General features: G+C 68.5%; 16 protein-coding genes and 2 pseudogenes. 3 read left to right on the top strand and 15 right to left on the bottom strand.

Going from position 1 to position 20,392, the window contains the following annotated elements; translation table 11 throughout:
• Nucleotides 1–175: 175 nt before the first annotated feature.
• Nucleotides 176–1,163: pseudogene (locus tag AC07CM_RS43190) on the top strand (RNA-guided endonuclease InsQ/TnpB family protein).
• Nucleotides 1,164–1,376: 213 nt separating this feature from the next.
• Here the strand turns inward: AC07CM_RS43190 and AC07CM_RS43185 are convergent.
• Complete coding sequence (locus tag AC07CM_RS43185; RefSeq protein ID WP_478882025.1) at nucleotides 1,377–2,258, bottom strand: LysR family transcriptional regulator; 882 nt, start codon at nucleotides 2,256–2,258, stop codon at nucleotides 1,377–1,379.
• 748 nt (nucleotides 2,259–3,006) lie between these two features.
• Between AC07CM_RS43185 and mihF the strand changes: the two genes are divergently transcribed.
• A complete protein-coding gene (gene mihF, locus AC07CM_RS43180; protein ID WP_478882024.1) occupies nucleotides 3,007–3,321 on the top strand; it encodes an integration host factor, actinobacterial type in 315 nt (104 codons plus the stop codon).
• Between the two features lie 282 nt (nucleotides 3,322–3,603).
• Here the strand turns inward: mihF and AC07CM_RS43175 are convergent, their stop codons facing one another.
• The 13 genes and pseudogenes from AC07CM_RS43175 to AC07CM_RS43115 form a co-directional block, all read right to left on the bottom strand.
• The gene (locus tag AC07CM_RS43175; protein ID WP_478882030.1) at nucleotides 3,604–4,626 is read right to left on the bottom strand and encodes an aldo/keto reductase; all 1,023 of its coding nucleotides are present in this window, start codon (nucleotides 4,624–4,626) and stop codon (nucleotides 3,604–3,606) included.
• 2 nt (nucleotides 4,627–4,628) lie between these two features.
• Nucleotides 4,629–8,498 carry an ABC transporter ATP-binding protein gene (locus AC07CM_RS43170; protein ID WP_478882023.1) on the bottom strand — a complete coding sequence of 1,290 codons (3,870 nt, stop codon included), beginning with the start codon at nucleotides 8,496–8,498 and terminating at the stop codon, nucleotides 4,629–4,631.
• Nucleotides 8,495–8,656: a hypothetical protein gene (locus AC07CM_RS43165; protein WP_478882022.1), complete on the bottom strand. Its 162-nt coding sequence runs from the start codon at nucleotides 8,654–8,656 to the stop codon at nucleotides 8,495–8,497. The genes AC07CM_RS43170 and AC07CM_RS43165 overlap by 4 nt, the downstream gene beginning before the upstream one ends.
• Entirely contained in the window at nucleotides 8,656–10,005 is a 1,350-nt protein-coding gene (locus tag AC07CM_RS43160) for an LLM class flavin-dependent oxidoreductase (RefSeq protein ID WP_478882021.1), read from the bottom strand. Before AC07CM_RS43160 ends, AC07CM_RS43165 begins: the two co-directional genes overlap by 1 nt.
• Nucleotides 10,002–10,739, bottom strand: coding sequence for an ABC transporter ATP-binding protein (locus AC07CM_RS43155; RefSeq protein WP_478882029.1), 738 nt, complete (start codon nucleotides 10,737–10,739; stop codon nucleotides 10,002–10,004). Before AC07CM_RS43155 ends, AC07CM_RS43160 begins: the two co-directional genes overlap by 4 nt.
• Before the next feature lie 14 nt (nucleotides 10,740–10,753).
• A complete protein-coding gene (locus AC07CM_RS43150; protein ID WP_478882028.1) occupies nucleotides 10,754–11,659 on the bottom strand; it encodes an ABC transporter permease in 906 nt (301 codons plus the stop codon).
• A 51-nt stretch (nucleotides 11,660–11,710) separates the two neighbouring features.
• Nucleotides 11,711–12,112 (bottom strand): annotated as a pseudogene (locus tag AC07CM_RS43145) (flavin reductase family protein); the annotation flags it as partial.
• Between the two features lie 35 nt (nucleotides 12,113–12,147).
• Nucleotides 12,148–12,624 carry an NAD(P)H-dependent oxidoreductase gene (locus AC07CM_RS43140; RefSeq protein WP_478882020.1) on the bottom strand — a complete coding sequence of 159 codons (477 nt, stop codon included), beginning with the start codon at nucleotides 12,622–12,624 and terminating at the stop codon, nucleotides 12,148–12,150.
• Nucleotides 12,621–13,727, bottom strand: a complete 1,107-nt coding sequence (locus AC07CM_RS43135) for an LLM class flavin-dependent oxidoreductase (protein ID WP_478882019.1) — start codon at nucleotides 13,725–13,727, stop codon at nucleotides 12,621–12,623. Before AC07CM_RS43135 ends, AC07CM_RS43140 begins: the two co-directional genes overlap by 4 nt.
• Nucleotide 13,728: 1 nt before the next feature.
• The gene (locus tag AC07CM_RS43130; RefSeq protein WP_478882018.1) at nucleotides 13,729–14,613 is read right to left on the bottom strand and encodes an ABC transporter substrate-binding protein; all 885 of its coding nucleotides are present in this window, start codon (nucleotides 14,611–14,613) and stop codon (nucleotides 13,729–13,731) included.
• Between the two features lie 453 nt (nucleotides 14,614–15,066).
• Nucleotides 15,067–16,017 (bottom strand): TauD/TfdA dioxygenase family protein, encoded by a 951-nt coding sequence (locus AC07CM_RS43125; protein WP_478882017.1) that lies wholly within the window; start codon nucleotides 16,015–16,017, stop codon nucleotides 15,067–15,069.
• Nucleotides 16,018–16,386: 369 nt separating this feature from the next.
• Entirely contained in the window at nucleotides 16,387–17,571 is a 1,185-nt protein-coding gene (locus AC07CM_RS43120) for an ROK family protein (RefSeq protein ID WP_478882016.1), read from the bottom strand.
• A gap of 189 nt (nucleotides 17,572–17,760) precedes the next feature.
• On the bottom strand, nucleotides 17,761–18,534 hold the full coding sequence (locus tag AC07CM_RS43115; protein ID WP_478882015.1) for a transposase family protein: 774 nt from the start codon (nucleotides 18,532–18,534) through the stop codon (nucleotides 17,761–17,763).
• Nucleotides 18,535–18,836: 302 nt separating this feature from the next.
• Between AC07CM_RS43115 and AC07CM_RS43110 the strand changes: the two genes are divergently transcribed.
• Nucleotides 18,837–19,070, top strand: coding sequence for a hypothetical protein (locus AC07CM_RS43110; RefSeq protein WP_478882014.1), 234 nt, complete (start codon nucleotides 18,837–18,839; stop codon nucleotides 19,068–19,070).
• Nucleotides 19,071–19,617: 547 nt separating this feature from the next.
• On the opposite strand, the gene AC07CM_RS43105 is transcribed toward AC07CM_RS43110, so the two are convergent.
• Nucleotides 19,618–19,824: a hypothetical protein gene (locus tag AC07CM_RS43105; RefSeq protein ID WP_478882013.1), complete on the bottom strand. Its 207-nt coding sequence runs from the start codon at nucleotides 19,822–19,824 to the stop codon at nucleotides 19,618–19,620.
• Nucleotides 19,825–20,392: the final 568 nt, after the last annotated feature.

Below are 20,392 nucleotides of genomic sequence, written 5' to 3'. Positions count from 1 at the left end.
CCCCGACGCCTGAGGACTACCCCCCCACCCGCGACCAGCGGCCCTTCCCCAACCTCAACCACGAAACGGACAAGAGCTCACATCCCGCACTCTCAAGACGTACTTTCAAGCCTGGAAGAACTGCTGGGACGGCCGGGCGGATGCCCCGAACTTCAAGGGCCGTTTGCGTTCGGTGATGTCGGTGGACATCCCGCAGGGCCGCGACCTGCAGATAAAGCGCGTGCACCGCCGCTGGGGCATGGCCAACATCCCCAAGGTGGGCCGGGTCCGCTTCCGTTGGACAAAGGATCTCCCGGTCGGGAAGAAGGCGAACCCCGACAACCGAATCACCGGAGCCCGACTGGTCAAGGACGCGCTCGGCCGGCACATCGCCTTCCGCGTCCAGAGCCTCGAAGCCAAGCCCGAGCCCCACCAGGGGCCCCAGGTCGGCGTCGATGCCGGGGTGAACCTGCCCCTGGCTCTCTCGGACGGTAACCACCAGGACCACGGTCGCGCTCCCCGGCTCCCGGACGGGGAGGCCGACCGCGACAAGTGGCTGAACGGGGACGAGAAAGCAAAGCTGCTCCGCCTGGAGCGTCGGGCCTCACAGCGCAAGGCCCACCGCAAGCCCGGCGAGGGCACCAGCCGCCGCCTGCACCACACCTATGACCAGATCCGAGGGTTGCGCGCAAAAGCCACGCGACGCCACCAGGACTGGCAGCACAAGACCACCACCGCCCTCGCCCAGCAGTACGGCACCCTCGTGGTCGAAGCACTCACCATCACGAACATGGTCAAGTCCGCTCGGGGAACCGTCGAGGAACCGGGGAAGAACGTCAAGCAAAAGTCGGGCCTGAACCGCTCCATCAGCCAAGAGGCGTGGGGCCGCACGGTCACGATGCTGACGTACAAGGCCGCCCGAGTGCGGCGGCATCCTGCACAAGGTCCCTGCCCCGAACACCTCCCTTCGCTGCTCAGCGTGCGGTTTCATCACGCCCGGCAGCCGGGAGGACCAGGCCACGTTCGTGTGCAAGAACCCGGACTGCGGATGGTCGGGCAACGCCGACTTCAACGCAGCCCGGAACATCTTGCATCTGCACCGGACGGGCCACGCGCTCACCCCGGCTGCCGGGAGGGCAGTCGTCAGGCGCGCTCGTCACGTCAAGCCCACTGCCGCAAGGTAAGTGGGAATCTCCTTCCCGAGCTTACGAAGGGAGGAGAACACTTCAACTGATGTCGCTGCAGAGCGCGGATTCGCCATCTGCGGTCGGCACGGGCAGCGTGAGAGCCCGACGAGGGCGCGGCCGCGAGGAACGCCCACTGGGAGCAGCGCAGGCCCAAATCTCACCTGAGACGGAACCTCATTACAGCCGAACCTGCATAGCGGGGTCGTGCTGTCAGTCACCGGCTCCGGAGAGGCCCGCCATGACCTCGCGGAGGACAGCCTGGCAGGCAAGGATCACCGGCCGTCCTTGACTCCCCTCCCGCGAGATAGCGTGAATGCCGCGTGTTAGATCATCGGCGAATACCGAGCTTCGACATAGGTCAGCGCTGGCCTCGCGCACCACTAGGCTGGGCAGGAACGCGGCGGCTAGGCCAGCCTCGACCAACCGCAGATGAAACAACAAGTCGGCAGACTGGTAGCGCACCATGGGCTCGAAGCCTGTATCACGGCACAACCTCTGGGCCCACGCAAAGGAAGCAGTGCCGCTGGGCTCCATCACCCAGAAAACCTCGCCGAGCTCTGTCACGCTGTCAGCCACCACCCCTGTCGGCACATAGGCGTGAACCGGATCGCTGCACAGAAGTTCCGTGTGCAGAGCGGACCCCACCGAGAGAGGAATGTTCGGATACTCATCGGCCACCAGCAGATCGACCCGGTGCCCAGCCAGACGTGCCAGCCCCTCCTCCGGCTCGAACTGCTCAACCTCGACATCCAACTCAGGATAGAGCTGTCGGAGCCTCAGCAAAGCTTCCGGAATCACGGCTCGCATCACGGTGCTGAACGCTGCAATCCTGACAGAGCCACGGATCTCCGCATGTGCCGAGGCCAGATCCGACTCCGCACGCTCCAGGATGCCCATCACCGTCTCGGTGTGCCGAACCAGCTGCTCAGCGGCGTCTGTGAGCCGCACTCCACGCCCGACCCGTTCGAGCAGGATGACGCCCGTCTCCCTCTCCAGCAGCGCCATCTGCTGGGAGATCGCCGAATGACTGTACGAGAGGTTGCGTGCCGCAGCACTCATGCTGCCCCGGGTCTTGATCTCGCGCAGCAGCATGAGGCGATGCAAGTCCAACATGATTGCCTCCCGACTCTCGCCGCCTGCAACTTGAATCGAGCCCCACCTGTGTGGCTGACGGGACAGTGGGCCTTCTGTCGTAGGCGTTCGTGGTGTGGCCGGCGAGGGCGCCGTGGGGGCGATGCTAGCTGCAGTAGTCCCTCTCACTCCTGGCGGCTCGCGTGTTCCTGGCCGAGCCCGTGCGGCGCCGACCGCATCCGCGCATACGGCACGTTCCGCTCGCCCCGCCCGTACGACGTCCGCCTTCTTCGCGGCCGCGACCGCGAACGCGTTGCGGTATTCGGGTGCCGGTGGCGAGGTTTCCCGCAGCGGGCGTCACCGCGTTCCTCTCCGGCGTGCAGATGACAATTTCTCCGGCCACTACACCCAGGCGATCACACTGCGTGTGTGTCCGAGACGCGGAGGTAGACGGTGAAGTCGTCCGGTGTCTGGAGGGGCAGGTGCCCGTAGCCGTGTGCCAGGAACGGCCTTGCCGAGTGGTACGTGTCGGTGTCGAAGAGCGGCAGGACGCGAAACGCGAGGGGGGGAGGTCAGCCGGTAGTGGCCGACACGGTGATGTCAGGGATGTGGCTGGGGGCACCGGGACCACAGGGTGGCCAGCCTCAAGCAACCGGTCCAGCACGGAGCCGCTTGCGTGCCGGGTGTGCCATCAGATGTGCTGGTCATTAACCCGCCGACGCGGTCATGATGGGCCCGTTCCGTTTTGTGCGACGAGAGGATTCATCTCATGGCTCTGCCCTCGCTCAGTCCCGAACAGCGTCGGGCCGCGCTCGAGAAGGCCGCCGCCGCACGCAAGGAGCGAGCCGCGGTGAAGGAGGCCCTCAAGCGTGGCAAGCTGTCGCTGCGCGAAGCGTTGGCCAGCGAATCCGAGGCCGTTCGCAAGATGACCGTCCATGGGTTGCTTGCCTCGTTGCCCGACATCGGTAAGGTGAGGGCGCAGAAGATCATTACCGAGCTGGGCATCTCCGACAGCCGCCGTATCCAGGGCCTGGGCCTTCGGCAGCGGGAGCGGCTGCTCGCGAGGTTCTCGCCGCAGGGTTGACCCGTTCGTCCCACCGGGACTCACCCGTTACGCGGGGCTGGTGTGTCTGTCGCTCTTTCGTATGGGAAGCCGGGGCGGTGGGCCGTGGCCTGCCCATAGGGCACGTGCGTGGGGGCGGGCCTCGATGGCCGTGACCTTCACGCCCGCGGCGTCCTTCGCTCGCGCGCGCTGCACATCCCCGGGCGTCGGTGTCCTAGACACGATCGTCGCGGCGGCGACCTTCGCTTCGCTGGAGGCGTCATGCCCGTCTGAGACGGTATCCCGGACGGGCACCCACGCCGTTCAGCGCCGTCGCGGTGCCGCGTCGCGCAGGCTGTGTGACACGTAGCCGGTGTCGCGCGCGGAGAGTGTGGTACCCGGTGGGACGATCTTGTCGATCTCGTCCAGTACGTCGGACGGCAGCGGGGTGTCTGCCGCGCCGAGTTGCTCTTCGAGTTGAGACAGCGTGCGGGGGCCGATGATCGGCGCGGTGACCGCTGGGTGGGCGAGTACGAAGCCGAGGGCGAGCTCTATCAGCGTGAGCCCGGCCTGCTCGGCCAGGACGGCGAGAGCCTCGACGGCCTCCAGTTTGACCGTGTTGTCGGCGCTGTCGATGTCGAACCGTCCCGGCTGGCGTGCGGCGCGACTGGACTCCGGCTGCGGCCTTCCGACGCGGTACCGTCCCGTCAGCCAGCCGCCGGCGAGCGGGCTCCATGGGATCACTGCCAGCCCGTACCGCTGTGCCACGGGGAGCACCTCTGCCTCGACGCCGCGGGCCAGGATCGAGTATGGCGGCTGCTCGGACACCACCCGCTCGCGGCCTCGTTTCTGCGCGGTCCACTGCCCCTCGACGATCTGGGACGGGGGGAAGGTGGAGGTGCCGAGGTATCGGACCTTGCCCTGGTGGACGAGGTCGGACAGCGCGCCGAGGGTCTCGTCGATGTCGGTGTCCTCTTCGGGACGGTGCACTTGGTAGAGGTCGATGTGGTCGGTCTGCAGCCGCTGCAGGCTGGCCTCGACCGCTCGGATGATCCACCGTCGTGAGTTGCCGAATCGGTTGACGTCTTCGCCCATGCGGCCGTGGAACTTGGTGGCCAGGAAGATATCGTCTCGGCGGCTGGCGAGTGCCTTGCCGACGATCACCTCCGACTCGCCCTGCGAGTACACGTCCGCGGTGTCGATGATGTTGATGCCGGCGTCGAGGGCGCGGTGGATGATGCGCACGCTGTCCTCGTGGCTCGGGTTGCCCCGGCCGCCGAAGTTCATTGCGCCGAGTGCGAGCGTACTTACCTGTACGCCTGTGCGGCCGAAGGGCCGGTAGGGGATGGTCACGTTTTTCCTTCCGTGGGAATGGACAGCCGCCCGGGGGCTGACCCGGTTTCGGCGAGTTGGTCGACGCTCGCGGCGGCGCCGGTGGAGCGGAACGCGTCCCACAGCTGGCGGTATGGGCCGTGGGTCGCGAGGAGTTTGTGGTGGGTGCCGGACTCGACGATGGTGCCGTTTCGCAGGACGATCACATGGTCTGCTCGGGCGGCGGTGGTGAGCCGGTGTGCCACGACCAGGGTGGTGCGCTGCCGGGTGAGGGCGGTCGTGGCGGCAGCCACTCGGCGTTCGCTGGCCAGGTCGAGGGAGGCGGTGGCCTCGTCCAGCAGGAGGATGTCGGGGTCGACGAGTTCGGCCCGCGCTAGTGCGAGCAGCTGTCGCTGGCCCGCGGACAGGGCGCGGCCACGCTCTCCGATCTCGGTCAGGTATCCGGATGGCAGCCCGGCTATCATTTCGTGTGCGCCGACGGCGCGTGCGGCCGCTTCGACTTCCGCGTCGGTGGCGTCGGGTCGGCCGTATGCGATCGCGTCCCGCACGGTCCTGCCGAGCAGGTGCGTCTCCTGTGGGACGACGCCGAGCCGGCGCCGGTAGGCGGCCAGGTCCAGTGTGCGCAGATCGGTGCCGTCGACGCGGACAGTGCCTGCGGTCGGGTCGTAGAAGCGGGCGACAAGCTTGACGAGCGTTGATTTGCCTGCGCCTGTGGTGCCGACGAGAGCCACTGTCTGCCCTGCGGCAATGCGCAAGGTGACTTCGTGGAGCACCTCGTTCTCGCCTTCACGGTAGGCGAACGAGACACGGTCGAACTCGATTTCACCGCGCAGTTCACCGACGGGCAGCGGTTGCGCGGCGATCGGTGTTCCGACCGGTTCGCGCATCAAGGTGCGCAGCCTGCCGAGCCCCACGGCCGCCTGCTGGTAGCCGTCGAACACCTGGGACAGCTGCTGGATGGGAGAGAAGAACAGGTCGACGTAGAGCAGGAACGCGATCAGTGTTCCGGTGGTGAGGTGTCCGTTGCGCACCTGGGCGGCGCCGATCACCAGCACCGCGGCGGTCGCGGCGGTGCTCAGGAACTCGACGGATGGGAAGAACGTCGCCATCAGCCGCTGGGCCCGTAGCCGGGCGTCTCGGAATGACCAGGCCAGCCTGGCGAAATGCTGCTGGTTGTGTGCTTCCCGTCCGAACGCCTGAGTGACTCGGATCAGCGCCATGTTTTCCTGCAGGTAGGCGTTGACCGCGCTGATCCGTTCCCGTGCTTCCAGGTAGGCGGGCACCGACTTTGAGCGGAACAGCGCCGTGGCGCCGGCCAGGATCGGCAGTGCGACCAGCAGCACGGCGGCCAGTCCGGCGTCGATCGTCAGCAGGGCGATGAGCACGCCGAGGATGGTCAGCAGCGAGACGACGAAGGTCACCAGGCCGGTCTGCAGGAACGTCGACAGCGCGTCGACGTCTGTGGTCATCCGGGTCATGATCCGGCCGCCCAGCTCGCGCTCGTAGTAGGCCAGGCCGAGCCGCTGAAGCTGGGCGTACGTGCGCACCCGCAGCGTGTAGAGCAGGCGCTCACCGGTGCGTCCGGTCACCTGTACCTGGGCGATGCTGACCAGCCAGTCGAGGAGCGCGACTGCGGCGGCGGCAGCAGCGATGAGCAGCAGCGCGGTCTGAGCGTGCTGTGTGACGCCGCGGTCGACTCCATGCCGGACGAGCACCGGGACGGCGATCTGCGCGAGTGCGTCAGCGCCGACCAGGGCCAGCCCGGCGAGCAGCGGCCAGCGGAATGGCCGCAGCAGCGACTGCAGCCCGAAGTCCGGGTCGGCGGCGCGCGCCTGGTCGGGTGTGACCTTCGGGTCGGTGTCCACATGCGGCAGCGCGGACAGTTGTGCCAGCAGCTCTGCGCTTGGCGGGGCACCACCGAGCATGCCCGTACCGTGTCCCATCCGGCCCGGCCCTGACGTCGCGGCGGCCTGCGCGTAGGCGGTGGCGACCCGGGCGCCGACGTCCGGGCCGGTCGTCGGCGCGTGTGCGTCACGGGGCCAGAGCCGTTCGGTCACCCCACGGGGCCGCGGAGCCTCGGTGGCGGATACCTCATCCACTCCGAGCTCACCGGGCTGCTCCTGTGCGGACAGCAGCGACCGGTAGAGCGGACTGCGCGCCTGGAGCTCCGCTGCAGTCCCGATATCGACGACGCGGCCGCCGTCGAGCACGGCGACCCGGTCGGCCAGTTCCAGCGTTGAAGCGCGGTGGGCGATGATCAAGGTGGTGCGCTGCCGGGCCACCTGGCGTAGCCCGCTGTGGATGGCCGCCTCGACCTGGGCGTCGATCGCGGAGGTGGCGTCGTCGAGTACCAGCACTGCAGGGTCGCAAAGGATCGCCCGGGCCAGCGCGATTCTCTGGCGCTGCCCGCCGGAGAGTGTGAGGCCCTGCTCTCCGATCAGGGTGTCGTATCCGTTCGGTAGCGCGGCGATGAATCCGTCCGCCTGGGCCAGCCGCGCCGCGTGATGGATCTCCGCGGGCGGGGCGTCAGGGCGGCCGTAGGCGATATTCGCGGCGACGGTGTCCGACAACAAGTGCGACTCTTCGAAGACGAAGCCGATCCGGGAGCGCAGGTCGGTCAGCCTCAGGTCGCGCACGTCGTTGTCGCCGACCCGGACCGTCCCGGCGGCCGGGTCGTAGAACCGCGGCAGCAGGGACGCTGCCGTGGACTTGCCCGACCCGGCCGCGCCGACCAGCGCCAGCGTTTCTCCGGGCTCGACCCGCAGCGTGAAAGCATCGAGGAGCGCGCCGGCCGCCTGGTCACGGCCGAACACCACGCCGTCCCACTCAAGAGCCGGGGGTTCGTCCGCCAGGGTGACGGCGTCCGGTGAGTCGGTGATGCCGGCGGGTGTGTCGACGATGTCGAGGACCCGCTCCACGCCGGCGCGCGCCTGCTGCCACACGGTGAGCAATGTGGCCACCTGGCGCACGGGGGTGACGAACGAGCCGAGGTACGTGGTGAAGGCAAGAAACGTGCCGAGGGAGATCTCACCGTGCAGCGCCAGCCAGCCCCCGAGGGCGAGAACGGCGACCTGGCCGAGCGCCGGAACGGCCTGAAGCGCCGGGTTGTACTTGCTCGTCAGCCGGGCGACGCGGACGCGTGAGGAGAACAGGCTGCGTGCCCGCCGCTCCAAGACGGCCAGCTCGCGCTGCTCCTGCCCGAATCCCTTGACGACCCGGACTCCTGAGACCGACGCCTCCACGACCGACGCGACCTCCGCCGCCTCCTGCTGCGCGTGCCAGTTGGCAGGAAACAGGTCACGGCGGCTGCGGAACGCGATCAGCCAGAGCACCGGCCCGACGACGAGAGCCACCAGCGTCAACAGCGGTGACAGCGTCGTCATCAGCATCACCGACGCGGCGAACATCAGCGCGTTGCCGCACATGTTCGGCAGGAACTGCAGCAGCATCTGGATGAGCGTCACATCCGAGATGGCGCGGCTGACGACCTGCCCGGTGTGCAGGTCGTCCTGTTCGGTGCCGCCCAGGCGCAGCAGCGCGGCGAAGGCGTCGTTGCGCAGGTCGTACTGCACACCGAGCGACACCCGTCCGGAGCAGTACCGGCGCAGGAAGCTTGCCGCGAACCGGACCGTGCCGATGCCGAGCAGCAGTAGCACCCATGGGGTCAGGTGCGCCGCTGAGGTGTCCACCTGGTCCACGACGTGGCGCAGGACGAGCGGCAGCATGGCCGTGGCGATGGCGGCGACCAGCGCGGCGCCGTACGCCCAGGCCAGGTCGGCGCGGTATTTTAGGCAGTAACCGGTGAGTCGGCGCGCCCATCCCGAGGCGCCCGGTCGGGTGGCCGGTTGGGACGTCTGGTCCGTGGCCCCGCGGGTGGTGGCCGTCACGCGGGCGCTCCGGCGACGCCAGCGGCCGCGAAATGGTTCGCCGGCCGGGACAGATCGTAGTGCTCGCGCAGGGTGGCGCCCTCGTAGTCGGTGCGGAACAGGTCGCGCTCACCCAGGATCGGCAGCACCTTCACACGCTGTTGTGCTGGGCGGCTCATCAGGCGCTGACCTCCGCTGCCGCGGCGTCGAATCGGTTCACCGGTCGGGGCAGTCCGTAGTGCTCACGCAGGGTGGCACCGGTGTACTCGGTTCGGAATCTTCCGCGCTCTTGCAAGATGGGTACGACCTTGTCCACGAACGCCTCCAGCCCGGACGGCAGGACCGGGGGCATGATGTTGAAGCCGTCGGCGGCACCGTTGTCGAACCACTCCTCGATTGCATCGGCGACCTGGACGGGCGTGCCGGTGAAGGTGCGGTGTCCGCGTCCGCCGCCGAGGCGGCCGATGAGCTGCCGCACCGTCAGATTTTCCCGCCGGGCCAACTCCACGATCAGGGTGTACCGGCTCTTCGCCCCTTCGATCTCGTCCTCGGACGGCAGGTCCTTGGGCAAGGGGCGGTCCAGGTGGAGGGCCTCCGGATCGAGCTTGAAACGCTGGGCGAGTTGGCGCTTGGCGTGCTCGGGGCTGATGAGTTTTTCCAGTTCACGGTCCAGTTCCGCCGCGTCGGCTTCGGTGTCGCCGATGACCGGCACGATGCCGGGCAGGATCTTGATCCCGTGCGGGTCACGCCCATAGCTGGCAGTGCGCAGCTTCAGGTCGGCGTAGAACGCCTGAGCGTCATTCAGGGTCTGCTGGGCGGTGAAAACAGCCTCGGCCCACCTGGCGGCGAACGCTTTGCCGTCCTGGGATGAACCGGCCTGCACCAGCAGCGGGTAACCCTGCGGTGAGCGGGGGACGTTCAGCGGTCCGTCGACGCGGAAGAAGCGCCCGGCGTGGTTGATCTTGCGGACCATCGCGGCGTCGGCGTGGATGCCGGTAATCTTGTCGGCCACGACTGCATCGTCGGCCCAGCTGTCCCAGAGCTTGGTGGAGACCTCGACGAACTCGTCGGCGCGCTCGTAGCGCTCCTTGTGCAGTGGCACATCGTCCAGCCCGAAGTTGCGGGCCGCATCGGCTCCGGCGGTCGTGACGATGTTCCACCCGGCCCGTCCACTGGAGATGTGGTCGAGGGAAGCGAACCGGCGGGCCAGGTTATAGGGCTCGTTGTAGGAGGTCGAGGCAGTCCCGATGAGGCCGATGTGCTCGGTCGCCGCGGCCAGAGCCGTCAGCAGCACCGTCGGCTCCAGCCGTCCTGCCGGTCTACGCCCCGGATCTCCCTGCTGGCCGGGACTGTCGGCCAGGAACAGCGAGTCGAGCTTGCCCCGCTCGGCGATGCGGGCCAGGTTCTGGTAGTGCGCGACGTCCCAGCTGGCGTACGGGTCTGCTTCCGGCAGCCGCCAGGCGGCCTCATGGTGGCCGACACCCATCAAGAAGGCATTCAGATGCAGTTGTTCTGCTCGCTTGCTCATTTTCGGTCCTTCGTGCCGTCAGAGGGCAGGGCGCCCAGGGCACCCAGCAAGGTTGTGCGGTAGTGCTGAAATCGGGGGTCGCCGGGATTCCGCTCGGCAGGCAGATCGATCCGCAGGTCCAGGGCGAAAGCGCCCTCGTCAAGGACGAGCACCCGCTCGGCGAGCGTCACTGCCTCGTCCACGTCATGGGTCACGAGGAGCACGGCGGGCCGGTGTACTTCGTACAGGCGGCGCAACAGCCGTTGCATGCGGATCCGGGTCAGCGCGTCCAGAGCGCCGAACGGTTCATCGGCGAGCAGCAGCTCCGGCTCACTGACCAGTGAGCGGGCCAGCGCAGCCCGCTGCTGCTCACCGCCGGACAGCTCATGGGGCCATGCTGATTCCCGCTTGCCAAGGCGTACTTCTTCCAAAGCGACGCGTCCGCGTTTTTTGGCGTTCTTCGCATGCAGACCGAGGGTGACGTTGTCGAGGATCTTCAGCCACGGCAGCAGGCGGGAGTCCTGGAACACCAGCGAGATCCGCTGCGGCACGAGTACCTCCCCCGAGCCGGCCGTGTTCCGATCGAGGCTGGCAACCGCGCGCAGCAGCGTGCTCTTGCCCGACCCGCTGCGTCCCAGCAGGGCAGTGAACTCACCGCGGGCGATCGTCAGATCAATCCCGTCGAGCACGGGCCGGGCCCCGAATGACCGAGTCAGGCCGGTGATACGGACGGCAGCGGAAGGTACGGCCGCCATTGCTGAACCGCCGCTCAGGTCGTGATCGTACGGCGCCACGACAGCACCCTCCTTTCCGCCAGGCGGACGAGGGAATCGGAGGCGAACCCGAAGACGCCATACAGCACCAGGCCGACGAGAATGATGCCGGACTGCGCGTACTGCTGGGCCTGGAACATCATGTAACCGATGCCCGAGGAGGCGTTGATCTGCTCGACCACGATCAGGCCGAGCCAGGCTGCGGTCACTGCCAGACGCAGGCCGGTGAAGAAGCCGGGCAGCGCTGCGGGCAATACGACCTTGCGCAAGAACTCCCAGCGTGAGAGCCGTTGTGCCTCGGCGAGTTCCACATAGCGGGCGTCGATGGAGACCAGCGCTGCGTGCGTATTGACGTAGACGCTGACCAGCACCCCGAGCGCAATGACGACGACCTTCATCGTCTCGCCGATGCCGAGCCACAGAATCAGCAAGGGCAGGAGGGCCAAGCTGGGGATGGCGCGTTTGATCTGCAGCGTGCCGTCCAGGAGCGCGTCACCGATGCGGGACAGTCCGGATGCAAGTGCGAGCACGACGCCCGCCACCACGCCGATGACCAGGCCCAGGAGCGCGCGGGTGAGCGAGGTCTCGACACTGTCCTGCAACCGCCCACTGGTCCACAAGTCATGCGCTGAAGCCAGGACCGATGCCGGGGACGAGAGCTTCCGCGGGTCCAGGCGACCAGCGGCCGAAGCGGCCCACCACACGGCGATGATGAGCAGCGGGCCGAGGAGGCGGCCGAACGGGATCGATCTGCCGCGTCCGAGGCGCCACCGACGCGCCGGCACCAGACCATCGAGGGCCGGGTCCGACCCCGGCTGCGGTGCGAGCTGCAGGCGGACGTCCTGTGGCCGGTCGGCGGCGGGCGTGCCCCCGCGCACCCGCAAAAAGGCGTCCTTGGTCATCGGGGCTCCTGGGGTCCATGGTCGAGCGAACGGAACGTGCAAGACGAGGGGATCCACGCCCTTGTCGGCGCGCAGATCGTGGACACGGAAGACGACGATGTCGTGGTCTCCGGCACGGACCTCCTGGTCGACCGAACACTCCAGCCAGGCGGCGGCGCCATCCAGTAGCACCGCGCCACCCGGTGTCGCCCGCCACCCGACACCGGAGAAACGCTCGTCGCTCGCACCGGCCAGCTGCCGGCAGACAGGCCCGTGCTCCGCGCCGAGCACACTGATACCCAGCCGCTCGGCGCGGCGCAGCACCGGCCAGGTGCGTGAGGTGTGCGCCATGCACACCGACACAAGCGGCGGTGTGAGCGACACCGTCGTGAACGAGCTGGCCGTCAGCCCCACCGGTGATCCGTCGATCACGGCGGCGACCACCGTGACGCCAGTGGGGAAGGCGCCATACACGGTGCGCAGGGATGTCGTGTCGTGCAGCACTGCGGTCACGCTGGGGCCTCCGTCTGGAGCGCGGTCGACAGCAGCCGCGCAGGGATGTGAGGGCGGGCGACGTTCAGCCACTCGGTGAGCGCGGGCCCGGTGGGGTCCGCGTCGAGCAGGAACAGCCCGCGGCTGGGGACGCAGGCGCCGAGTTCGGCCAGCACAGGCTTGAGGAAGACCTCGGCGCCAGACTGGGCCGCCAGTCCCCGCCCAGGAACAGCGGCACCACGGACACCGGTAAGCGACCCGGCGCCGAACCGGCCCAGGAGCACCTTGAGTAGCCCGGGATAGCCGGCCTGGTAGGTGGGCGTCGCCACCACGGCCAGATCGGACTCGGCGATCGTGTGCGCCGCCTCGGCGACGCGGGCGTCACCAGGGTCGAGGAGTGCCCCGCCGAACCCGATCAGATTCAACGTCTGCGACGCCGACTTCGGGTTGCCGCCGACGATCGTCGTCTTCGCAGCAGCGGATCGCTCGGTCATCGCGCGGCCTGCGACCGGACCAGGCCGTGCTCAGTCCGGTCGGACGCCTTCAGCAGGGGGAGAAGCCCGTCGCCGACCCGGGCGATCTCCTGTCTGTACGGCGTATCGGACAGCACGAAGTGCGTCACGCCCAACGCGCGGTACCTGAGCAGCGCGTCGGCGACCTCCTGCTCGGAGCCCACCAGCCACGTCGTACCGGCACCGCCGCCTCCGTAGCGGCCCGGTGCCGTGTAGAGGCAGCTGTCCAGGACCTCGCCCCGTGCCGCTAGGTCGAGGAGACGCTGCTGGCCCACGGCCGTACGACGCCGGAACCCGTCGTAGGCTCGCGGCCCCTGCTGCGCCATCCGGGCGACCTTCTCCTCTGCCGCGCGCCACGCCTCCTCCGTGGTGTCCCGGACCACGGTCGTGATGCGCAACCCGAACTCCAGCGGCTGGTGCCTGCGCCCGACCGTCTCGGAGAGCGCACGCAAGCGGTTGATCCGCTCGGCGACGCCGTCCAGCGGCTCGCCCCAGAACAACTGGACGTCGGCTTCCTGTGCGGCGACCTTCTCAGCGGCGGCACTCGCGCCGCCGAAGTACAACCGCGGGTGATGTCCATGTTCGGCGCCCACTGGTCGCGGCCGGACTGTGGAGTTCTCGACCCGATAGTGCTCTCCGCGGAACGTCACCTCGTCCTCGTTCCAGAGCCGGCGGACCAGCTGGAGGAACTCGAGTGTGCGCTCGTAGCGGCGCGAGGGGTCGAACTCGCCGTCCCCATACGATGCGGCGTTGTCCAGCCCGCTGACAACGTTGACGAGGACCCGGCCCTGGCTGAGGTGATCGAGGGTGGCCGAAGCCGACGCGAAGTTCGCGGGGTGCCAGTATCCGGGCCGTATCGCGATGAGCGGCTTGAAGGTCGTCGTGCGTGCCGCGAGGGACGCCGCGACAGTGAACGTGTCCGGTCGTCCCCAGCCTGTACCCAGCAGCGCCCCGGCCCAGCCGTGGTCCTCTACCGCGTGCGCCAGCTCGGTCGAGTACTCGAGCGTGCCCCAGCCGTCACGTGTGTCGTCGCCGCGATGGCCGGGGTCGACCGTGTTCGGGATGTACCAGAGATATTCGCCCATCTCATACCTGCCCTCGGTACTCGGCGGGCGCGGCATGCGCGGCGATGTGCTCGAACCGCCGATCGAACAGGACGCTTACGTCGAATTTCTTGACGAAACCCGCGCCGGCCATCAGATCGGCGATCGTCTGCTCCCATGCGATGGACGCGTCCCAGTTCGTCGGATACAGCGGCTTCTTGCGTTGCTTGACGATCCGCTCGCCCGCGCTCTTGGTGACGCCCTGGTTCTTTACGTAGTAGGCGTCGATCCACGCGTCGGGGTTCTCCCAAGCCCAGTTGTTGCCCTTGACCCAGAGGGGAATGAACGCTTCGATCGCCGCCGCCTTCTGGTCGTCGGCGAGCACCGAGGTGGGCGCCCACAACAGACTCAGCAGGTCTTTGACATCGGTGGGCAAGACCCGCGCGCCATCCTTGCCATACTGGTCCAGGTACTTCGTCAGTGCCGGCTCGGTCAGGGGAGCAAGGTCGACCTGCTTGCCTTGTAGCGCGGTAAGGAACTGGCTGCTCGGCAACGGGACCAACGTGACGTCCTTGTAGGAGATCCCGTTCTCCTTCAGCCATTTCAGGATTGTGACGCCCTGCGCCTGGCCTTGGGAGAAGCCGATCTTCTTACCGACGACGTCTTTCGCGGTCCTGATGTCGCTGCCGGGTCGGGTGGTCGGGATGTACGTCACCGCGGTGTTCTGCGAGATCGCGACGATCTTGGCGTCGAAGCCGATGTCATGCGCCTGGATCGGTGGCATCCCCGCGTTGCTGGCCAGGTCGAGGGCCCCCGCGCGGAACCCCTGAATCGTGTCCGGCCCGCCATTGAGCTGTACCCATTTGACGGAGAATGGCAGCGGGCCCAGCGACGGGTCGGCTGCCAACTGAACCTGCGTTGTGCTCACCCCGGCGCGGAGGGTGGTGCTCCTACTCGGTGACGAGGACGGCAGCGGGCCGAGCGCCCTGGGATCCGCTGACTTGGCGGAGGGAGAGGCGCAGCCGGCGAGTGTGAGCAACGCACCACTGCCCAGGGCGAGAAAACCTCGACGGTTCAACGGTCTTGACAGCTGTTCGGACATGACGGTACCGGGCGACCCTTTGCATGTTCGGCGCAACGACAGATGCGCGGTCTGAATGTGTTCGGTGGCGGCCCGGCGGACGTCGGCGGGTGGTCGCACGGCGTCCGACCTGTCGGGCTGACGGTGAGGGGACGCGAAGGCCACTTGCTTCGCGGGCGGACAGCCTGCCGTCGGTCTTCGGGTGATACCCCGGGCGACATGGGCCAGCGTGAGCGGACCGCCGGACGTCGTGTGTCGGAGGGATCCGGTGTGGGGCGGGCGGCGGGGCGTTCAGCGGTGTCAGGACGCGACGGCGACCCGGTGGTCGGCGGTGAAGGGGCGTCCAGCGACGAGTTCGGACTCACGCCCGTCCGGTCCCACGGGGGTGTCGCCGATCAGGGTGACGCGGTGCAGCCGCCGCACGACGTCGAGGTGCTCCAGGTCGCGTGGGGCGAGGTGTGCGGTGGCGCGGTTGTCCCAGAACGCCACATGTCCGGGCTCCCAGCGGAAGCGCACCGTGTACTCGGGCCGGGTGATCTCGCCGTAGAGCAGGTCGAGGATGCGGCTGCTCTCGCTCGCGGTGACGTCGACGATGTGGCTGGTGAAGCCGGGGTTGACGAACAGGGCGCGCTCCCCGGTCTCCGGATGCACCCGCACCACGGGGTGGACGGCCACGAGCAGGTTGTCGTTGATCCGGCGGGCGTACTCGCTGTCGCCGTCCACTGGCCGGCTGCCGCCGTAGCGGTGCTCGGCACGCAGTGTGTCCACGAAGGCACGAACCGGGGCGGACAGCCCCTTGTACGCGGCGACGAGGTTGGTCCACTGGGTGTCGCCACCGATGGCCGGAACTGTCTCGGCACGCAGGATCGAACCGGCTGGCGGGTTCACCGCGGCGGTCACGTCGGTGTGCCAGCCGTCGAAGTAGCTGTACTGGCGCCTGCGGTACTCGTTGCGGAAGTTCTTGCCGTAGCGCTCCTCGAAGCGGCGCGGGTCGATGGTGAAGATCTCCGGGTGGTCCTCCGGCGGGGCGTCATCGTGCGGGTGGGCGTAGGTGAGGTCGCCGAAGTGGCGGGCGAAGGTGATCTGGGAGGCGTGGTCGAGCTGCTGACCCCGGAAGAAGACGACCTTGTGGCGGTGGAGGGCCTGCTTGATCGCCTCGACGGCTTCGGTGGCCAGCGGCTGGGAGAGGTCCACACCGTCGATGTCGGCGCCGATGTGACCGGCGACGGGCCGGACGGAAAGCGTGCTCATGTGCGGTGTCCTTTCAGGCATGTCTGATACGGCGGTCTGCCACGGCTGCGTCAAGGCACGGCGGAGTCACGTGACAGCACGTGCTCGCAGGCATGGAAGAGGCCGAGCTAGTGCGGGGCCAGAGACGATGTGCGCGGTTGTGAGCCCCGCGGTGCCTACGCGCAGGAGCGCGTAGGCGCAATGCCGGTCAGCGGGCGCAACAGCCCAATCCGGCGAAGTGGTGCGCGCGGAAGGCGTTCACGGGCTGCCGGCCTGCGGCTGCCCGGATCGTGGCCTTGTAGTGCGCGTCCATGGCAAGGATTCTGCTGCCCCAGCGACCGTACGAACAACGGTTTGTGAAAGCATGGAAGAAACTCCGCCGGGTCCCGCTCACTGCGCGCCCCCGGCCGTGCGCAGTCCCAGCGGGTCCTGGTAGACGGCGGCGAGCACCGGCGCAGCGGCCGCCACTGCGAGCGTGTCCTTGGCGAAGGACCCGGCCCGCACCAGAGCGCTGGCGCCGCCCAATCTGCGGCTCAACTCGGGAAGCAGGTGCGGGAGATGGATGGTGGCCGCCTCGGTCAGGACCAGGGTGTCCGGACTGATCATGTCCAGTATGGGTCGCACCGCGCGCCCGACCATCCGGAGCCTGGAGCGGCACAGCTCCACAGCGCGTTCATCGCCCTCTCGCGCGGCCCGCAGCAGCAGAGACAAGTCGGGACGCGCAGTGATCCCCCGGGCAGCAGCGCGCGCCGCAATGGTGCGGTCGGCCACGGAGACCTGGAGGCAGCCGATGCGACCACACGGGCACGGCGCGGTCGAGCCGGGAACCGGCAGGTGGGCGATGCCGCCAGCGCCGTACCCGCGACCCTGCAGCAAGACGCCGCCGGTGGCGATCGCCGCGTCCACGGCGTTACCCACGAACAGATGCACAAGGTCGCCACCGCCGACCGCGCCGAACAGCAGTTCCGCATGGGCCAACGCCCGGGCGTGACTCTCCACATGAACGGGCAGCCGGACCATCGGCTGCAGCACACGCCGCAACGGGACGTCCCGCCAGCCCAGCGCCGCGTTCTCCACGACGACCCCCGCCTCCGGATCCACCCAACCGCCGGTGACCACACCAAGCCCGAGTACCGAGTACTCCTTCCCATACCGGCGCAGAAAGTCCGGCAGCCGGGCGGCGACCTGGTGCAGCACCATGCCGGAGTCAGGATGCCTGGGCACATGTTCACGAGCCATGACTCGCCCGCGCAGATCGCTGAGCGAAAACGTGAGCCGCGGTACGGCGATGTGCACGCCCGCCGCGACGTGATGCGACGTGTCGATGTCGAGCGGGACGCGCGGGCGTCCCGGCCGAGGCCGCTGCTCAGGCTCCGGCGGTTGCCAGACCAGACCCACCGCAAGCAGGTCGGCCGCGTGCCGTGACACCGCAGCCGCACTGAGCCCCGTCTCCCCCACGATCGCGGTGCGGGCCAGCGGCCCCTGATGCAGTACGGCCCGCAGCAGGGCAGCCGCGCCAGCAGGCCGGTCGGGGGCGGGTCGCCGCCCCGGCGACGCGGTGAGCGCTGGCAGCATCGGTGATCCTCTGTCCAGAGTCGGCCATACGGCGGCGCAGTGACGCCCCGGTACCGAGGGCTACCGGCTGTTGGGACAGTCCGACGACGCCGTTCAGCGATGCTCGCAAGCAGCGCAAACCCGGTCAATGGACCAGCGTTACGGGGACATGGCGATCCTGCGAAGCGGGAGGCTTATTCACGGGGCTGATCAGGTGTTCTTGTAGAAGGCCAGTGCGGTGACGGCGTTGACGATGAAGGGGAGACGGTGGAGCGGGCCGCGGTAGCGGGTGGCGAGTATTTTCCAGTCCTTCAGGTGAGCGATCGCGCGTTCGACGGCCGCACGAAGCCGGCTGACGGACTGGTTGAAGATCTTGTCGCTGGCGGGCCGGTCCTGTCGGGGTGGTTTACGGCGTCCGGTGAGCATGCCGGTGCCGAGGTAGCCCAGGTCGCCGATGTTGTCGCGGTCGGCGAAGGTCTCGGGGAATCCGGAGGCGTTCCAGGCGCGCACGTCGTGCCAGGAGCCGGGTACTGGTGCCGATACGGCGATCAGGTCCCCGGCCAGGGTGGCGGCGACCTGCAGGTTGAATCCGGTGTCGCGATGCTTGCCCGACCACAGCGAGGTACCGTGGCCGGCCCAGTCCCAGGTGGTGACCAAAGTGCCGTCGACCAGCACGATCCTGCCCCTGGACGCCTCGGCGGGATCGGGCACGTGCGTGGCCAAGACTTTCGCCACCACCGACAGCAGCACGGTCCAGCGTCTCGAGACGGTGGCCTGACTGACACCGAACAGCTCCGCGACCACCTCCTGGACCGGGTTCTGCCGCAGCAGGAATAACACCATTACCACCGACCGGTACAGGCCCAGCGCCCGCATCTGCTCGGGCTGCGGCCCTGTCGGGGCCGCCCGCAGTTCCCGGTGGACACCAGCCACCAACTCCGTCAGTTGCCTCTTGCCCAGCCCCGTCGTAACGTTCCAGCTCAACGGCCCTGCCTCGGTACGTACTTGATGTCGAGGAACACACCAAGCTACCGAGCAGGGCCGCCCTACTGATCACGAGAACCAGGCCCGTGAATAAGCCTCCGGGTGTCCGGACCCCTTCCCCAGTTTTTTGCATCGCCATCCGCCGTACCCCCTACCAGCGCAGCCCGGGGCAGCCGCGGCACCCCGGGCAAAAGATGGCAACAGTTTTCATTTTACATTGATCCGAGAATCATTCCCCTTTGGCGTCGAGAGTGTCGCCCCACGTCCGGCGCATGTCCGGCAGCGCCCGAAGGAGTTCTTGCATGTCAGCTGCCCCCGCCTCCCGTTCCGTCCGGCCGTCCGCGAGGATCGCGCTGGTCACCGCAGCGGCTGCCCTCCCGGCAGTGACGACGACGGCCTGCTCGACCTCCTCCTCGCACACCAGCGACACCGCCACGACCAACGGCGGCAGTGGCTCGGGCAAGACGATCCAGGTGGTGGCTGCGGAGAGCTTCTGGGGCAGCATCGCCTCGCAGCTCGGCGGCAGCCACACGTGACCAGCATCATCATGTAGGGCTTGGGTCGCGTGTCGTCGCGGGTAGCGGTGACCTTGACCTGGGCTCCATCGTGGCGCCCGTGGTACGTGCCGACAACTCGTTGTCCTGCAGCTTCATGGCATTCCGTTAAGGCTCGGGGCGCACCCGACGGGGCGTGCCATCAGATGGGCGGTGCTGGACCAGGCGGAGCGCGACTCCGTGCTCGGCGCCGTGTGGTGTGCGGTTCGTATACAGGCCGGGCGGCCTGGCGCCCACCCGACCGTGTGGATTCGGGTGCGAGGCAGGTGGTCCAGAGACGAGGGACAGAGGCCGCGTGCGTCGGCGAGATGGGAGGCTTGGTCGACCATGCGGATCGGGAAGAGACCCGTTCCGTGTGCGTCGTCGAAGGACGGCACGGCGTCGATGTCGTCCCCGAACTGGCGGCGGATCGCGTCCAGGAGCACGGAGGCAGCGTCGGCTTTCAGGCCGCGGTCGCCGCTCACCCGAACGGGGTGGTGCGGGCCGGGCCCGCAACCTGGCGATCGAGCGGGCCCGCATCGCGTCTGGGCTACGATTCGTCCGGCCAGGTGTCCAGCTCCCTGTCCGACGCCTCGCCGAGGAGCGTGATGCGGGCCCCGGGCAGTGAGCCTCGCTCGCCGATCCAGGTGGTGAACCGACGGCAGGCGGTCTCCTCGCTCTCCCACCAGCCGTGCATCATCGTCCCGCCACCGATGGCGAGCGTGAGGTGGTAATGGCCGGGGTGCACAGTCGCCACCCGGCGATCATGCAGGTGCGGGAGCGGGCTGAGCGGATTGCCGCGATGGTCGGCCTCCAGGGCTCCCAATCGGCTGCCGCCCGTACGCTGGGGCTGAAACAGCCGACGGTGAGCCGCGCCGTGCGGGAGCGCCCCTATCCCCACAGGCCGACGAAGGCCCTGCCGACTTCTCCGGGCGGCAGGGCCCTCGCGTCGTACGCGGACAGCGTACCCCCACGTGCACCGCGCGCCATGGCGAGCGAACCCGGACCATGGCCTCCGTGCACGTGATCGTCTACCCGCCGACCGAGACCGGCGGCCGACAAGTGCGGGCCGGCGGGGAGATCCTCGGGACCGCCCACTCGCTGCACGACCTCGCTGATCTACGAGCTTGCGGACAGCCGGGACCTTCCGGAGGAGGCCAAAGCCAGCTGCGGGCACGGCATCGGCCGCAGGAGCCGCAGGCAGGGATGTCGACCGGGCCTCGGACGAGGAACTCGTGGCGATGTTCCTTGCCTGCCGCAGCGCCCGTGATCGGCTGATCGTGCTGTTGCACGCCCACGTGAGTGACCGGACGGCCACTGACTGA

The sequence above is a fragment of the Streptomyces sp. NPDC044061 genome, from assembly GCF_056434305.1.
This window is presented reverse-complemented; position numbering and strand designations above follow the sequence as displayed.

Excerpts from the sequence above, each read along its gene's own strand:
- AC07CM_RS43185 (WP_478882025.1), bottom strand. The coding sequence starts at position 2,258 with ATGCTGCTGCGCGAGATCAAGACCCGGGGCAGCATGAGTGCTGCGGCA.
- mihF (WP_478882024.1), top strand. The coding sequence starts at position 3,007 with ATGGCTCTGCCCTCGCTCAGTCCCGAACAGCGTCGGGCCGCGCTCGAG.
- AC07CM_RS43165 (WP_478882022.1), bottom strand. The coding sequence starts at position 8,656 with ATGAGCCGCCCAGCACAACAGCGTGTGAAGGTGCTGCCGATCCTGGGT.
- AC07CM_RS43160 (WP_478882021.1), bottom strand. The coding sequence starts at position 10,005 with ATGAGCAAGCGAGCAGAACAACTGCATCTGAATGCCTTCTTGATGGGT.
- AC07CM_RS43155 (WP_478882029.1), bottom strand. The coding sequence starts at position 10,739 with ATGGCGGCCGTACCTTCCGCTGCCGTCCGTATCACCGGCCTGACTCGG.
- AC07CM_RS43150 (WP_478882028.1), bottom strand. The coding sequence starts at position 11,659 with ATGACCAAGGACGCCTTTTTGCGGGTGCGCGGGGGCACGCCCGCCGCC.
- AC07CM_RS43140 (WP_478882020.1), bottom strand. The coding sequence starts at position 12,624 with ATGACCGAGCGATCCGCTGCTGCGAAGACGACGATCGTCGGCGGCAAC.
- AC07CM_RS43135 (WP_478882019.1), bottom strand. The coding sequence starts at position 13,727 with ATGGGCGAATATCTCTGGTACATCCCGAACACGGTCGACCCCGGCCAT.
- AC07CM_RS43125 (WP_478882017.1), bottom strand. The coding sequence starts at position 16,017 with ATGAGCACGCTTTCCGTCCGGCCCGTCGCCGGTCACATCGGCGCCGAC.
- AC07CM_RS43120 (WP_478882016.1), bottom strand. The coding sequence starts at position 17,571 with ATGCTGCCAGCGCTCACCGCGTCGCCGGGGCGGCGACCCGCCCCCGAC.
- AC07CM_RS43110 (WP_478882014.1), top strand. The coding sequence starts at position 18,837 with ATGTCAGCTGCCCCCGCCTCCCGTTCCGTCCGGCCGTCCGCGAGGATC.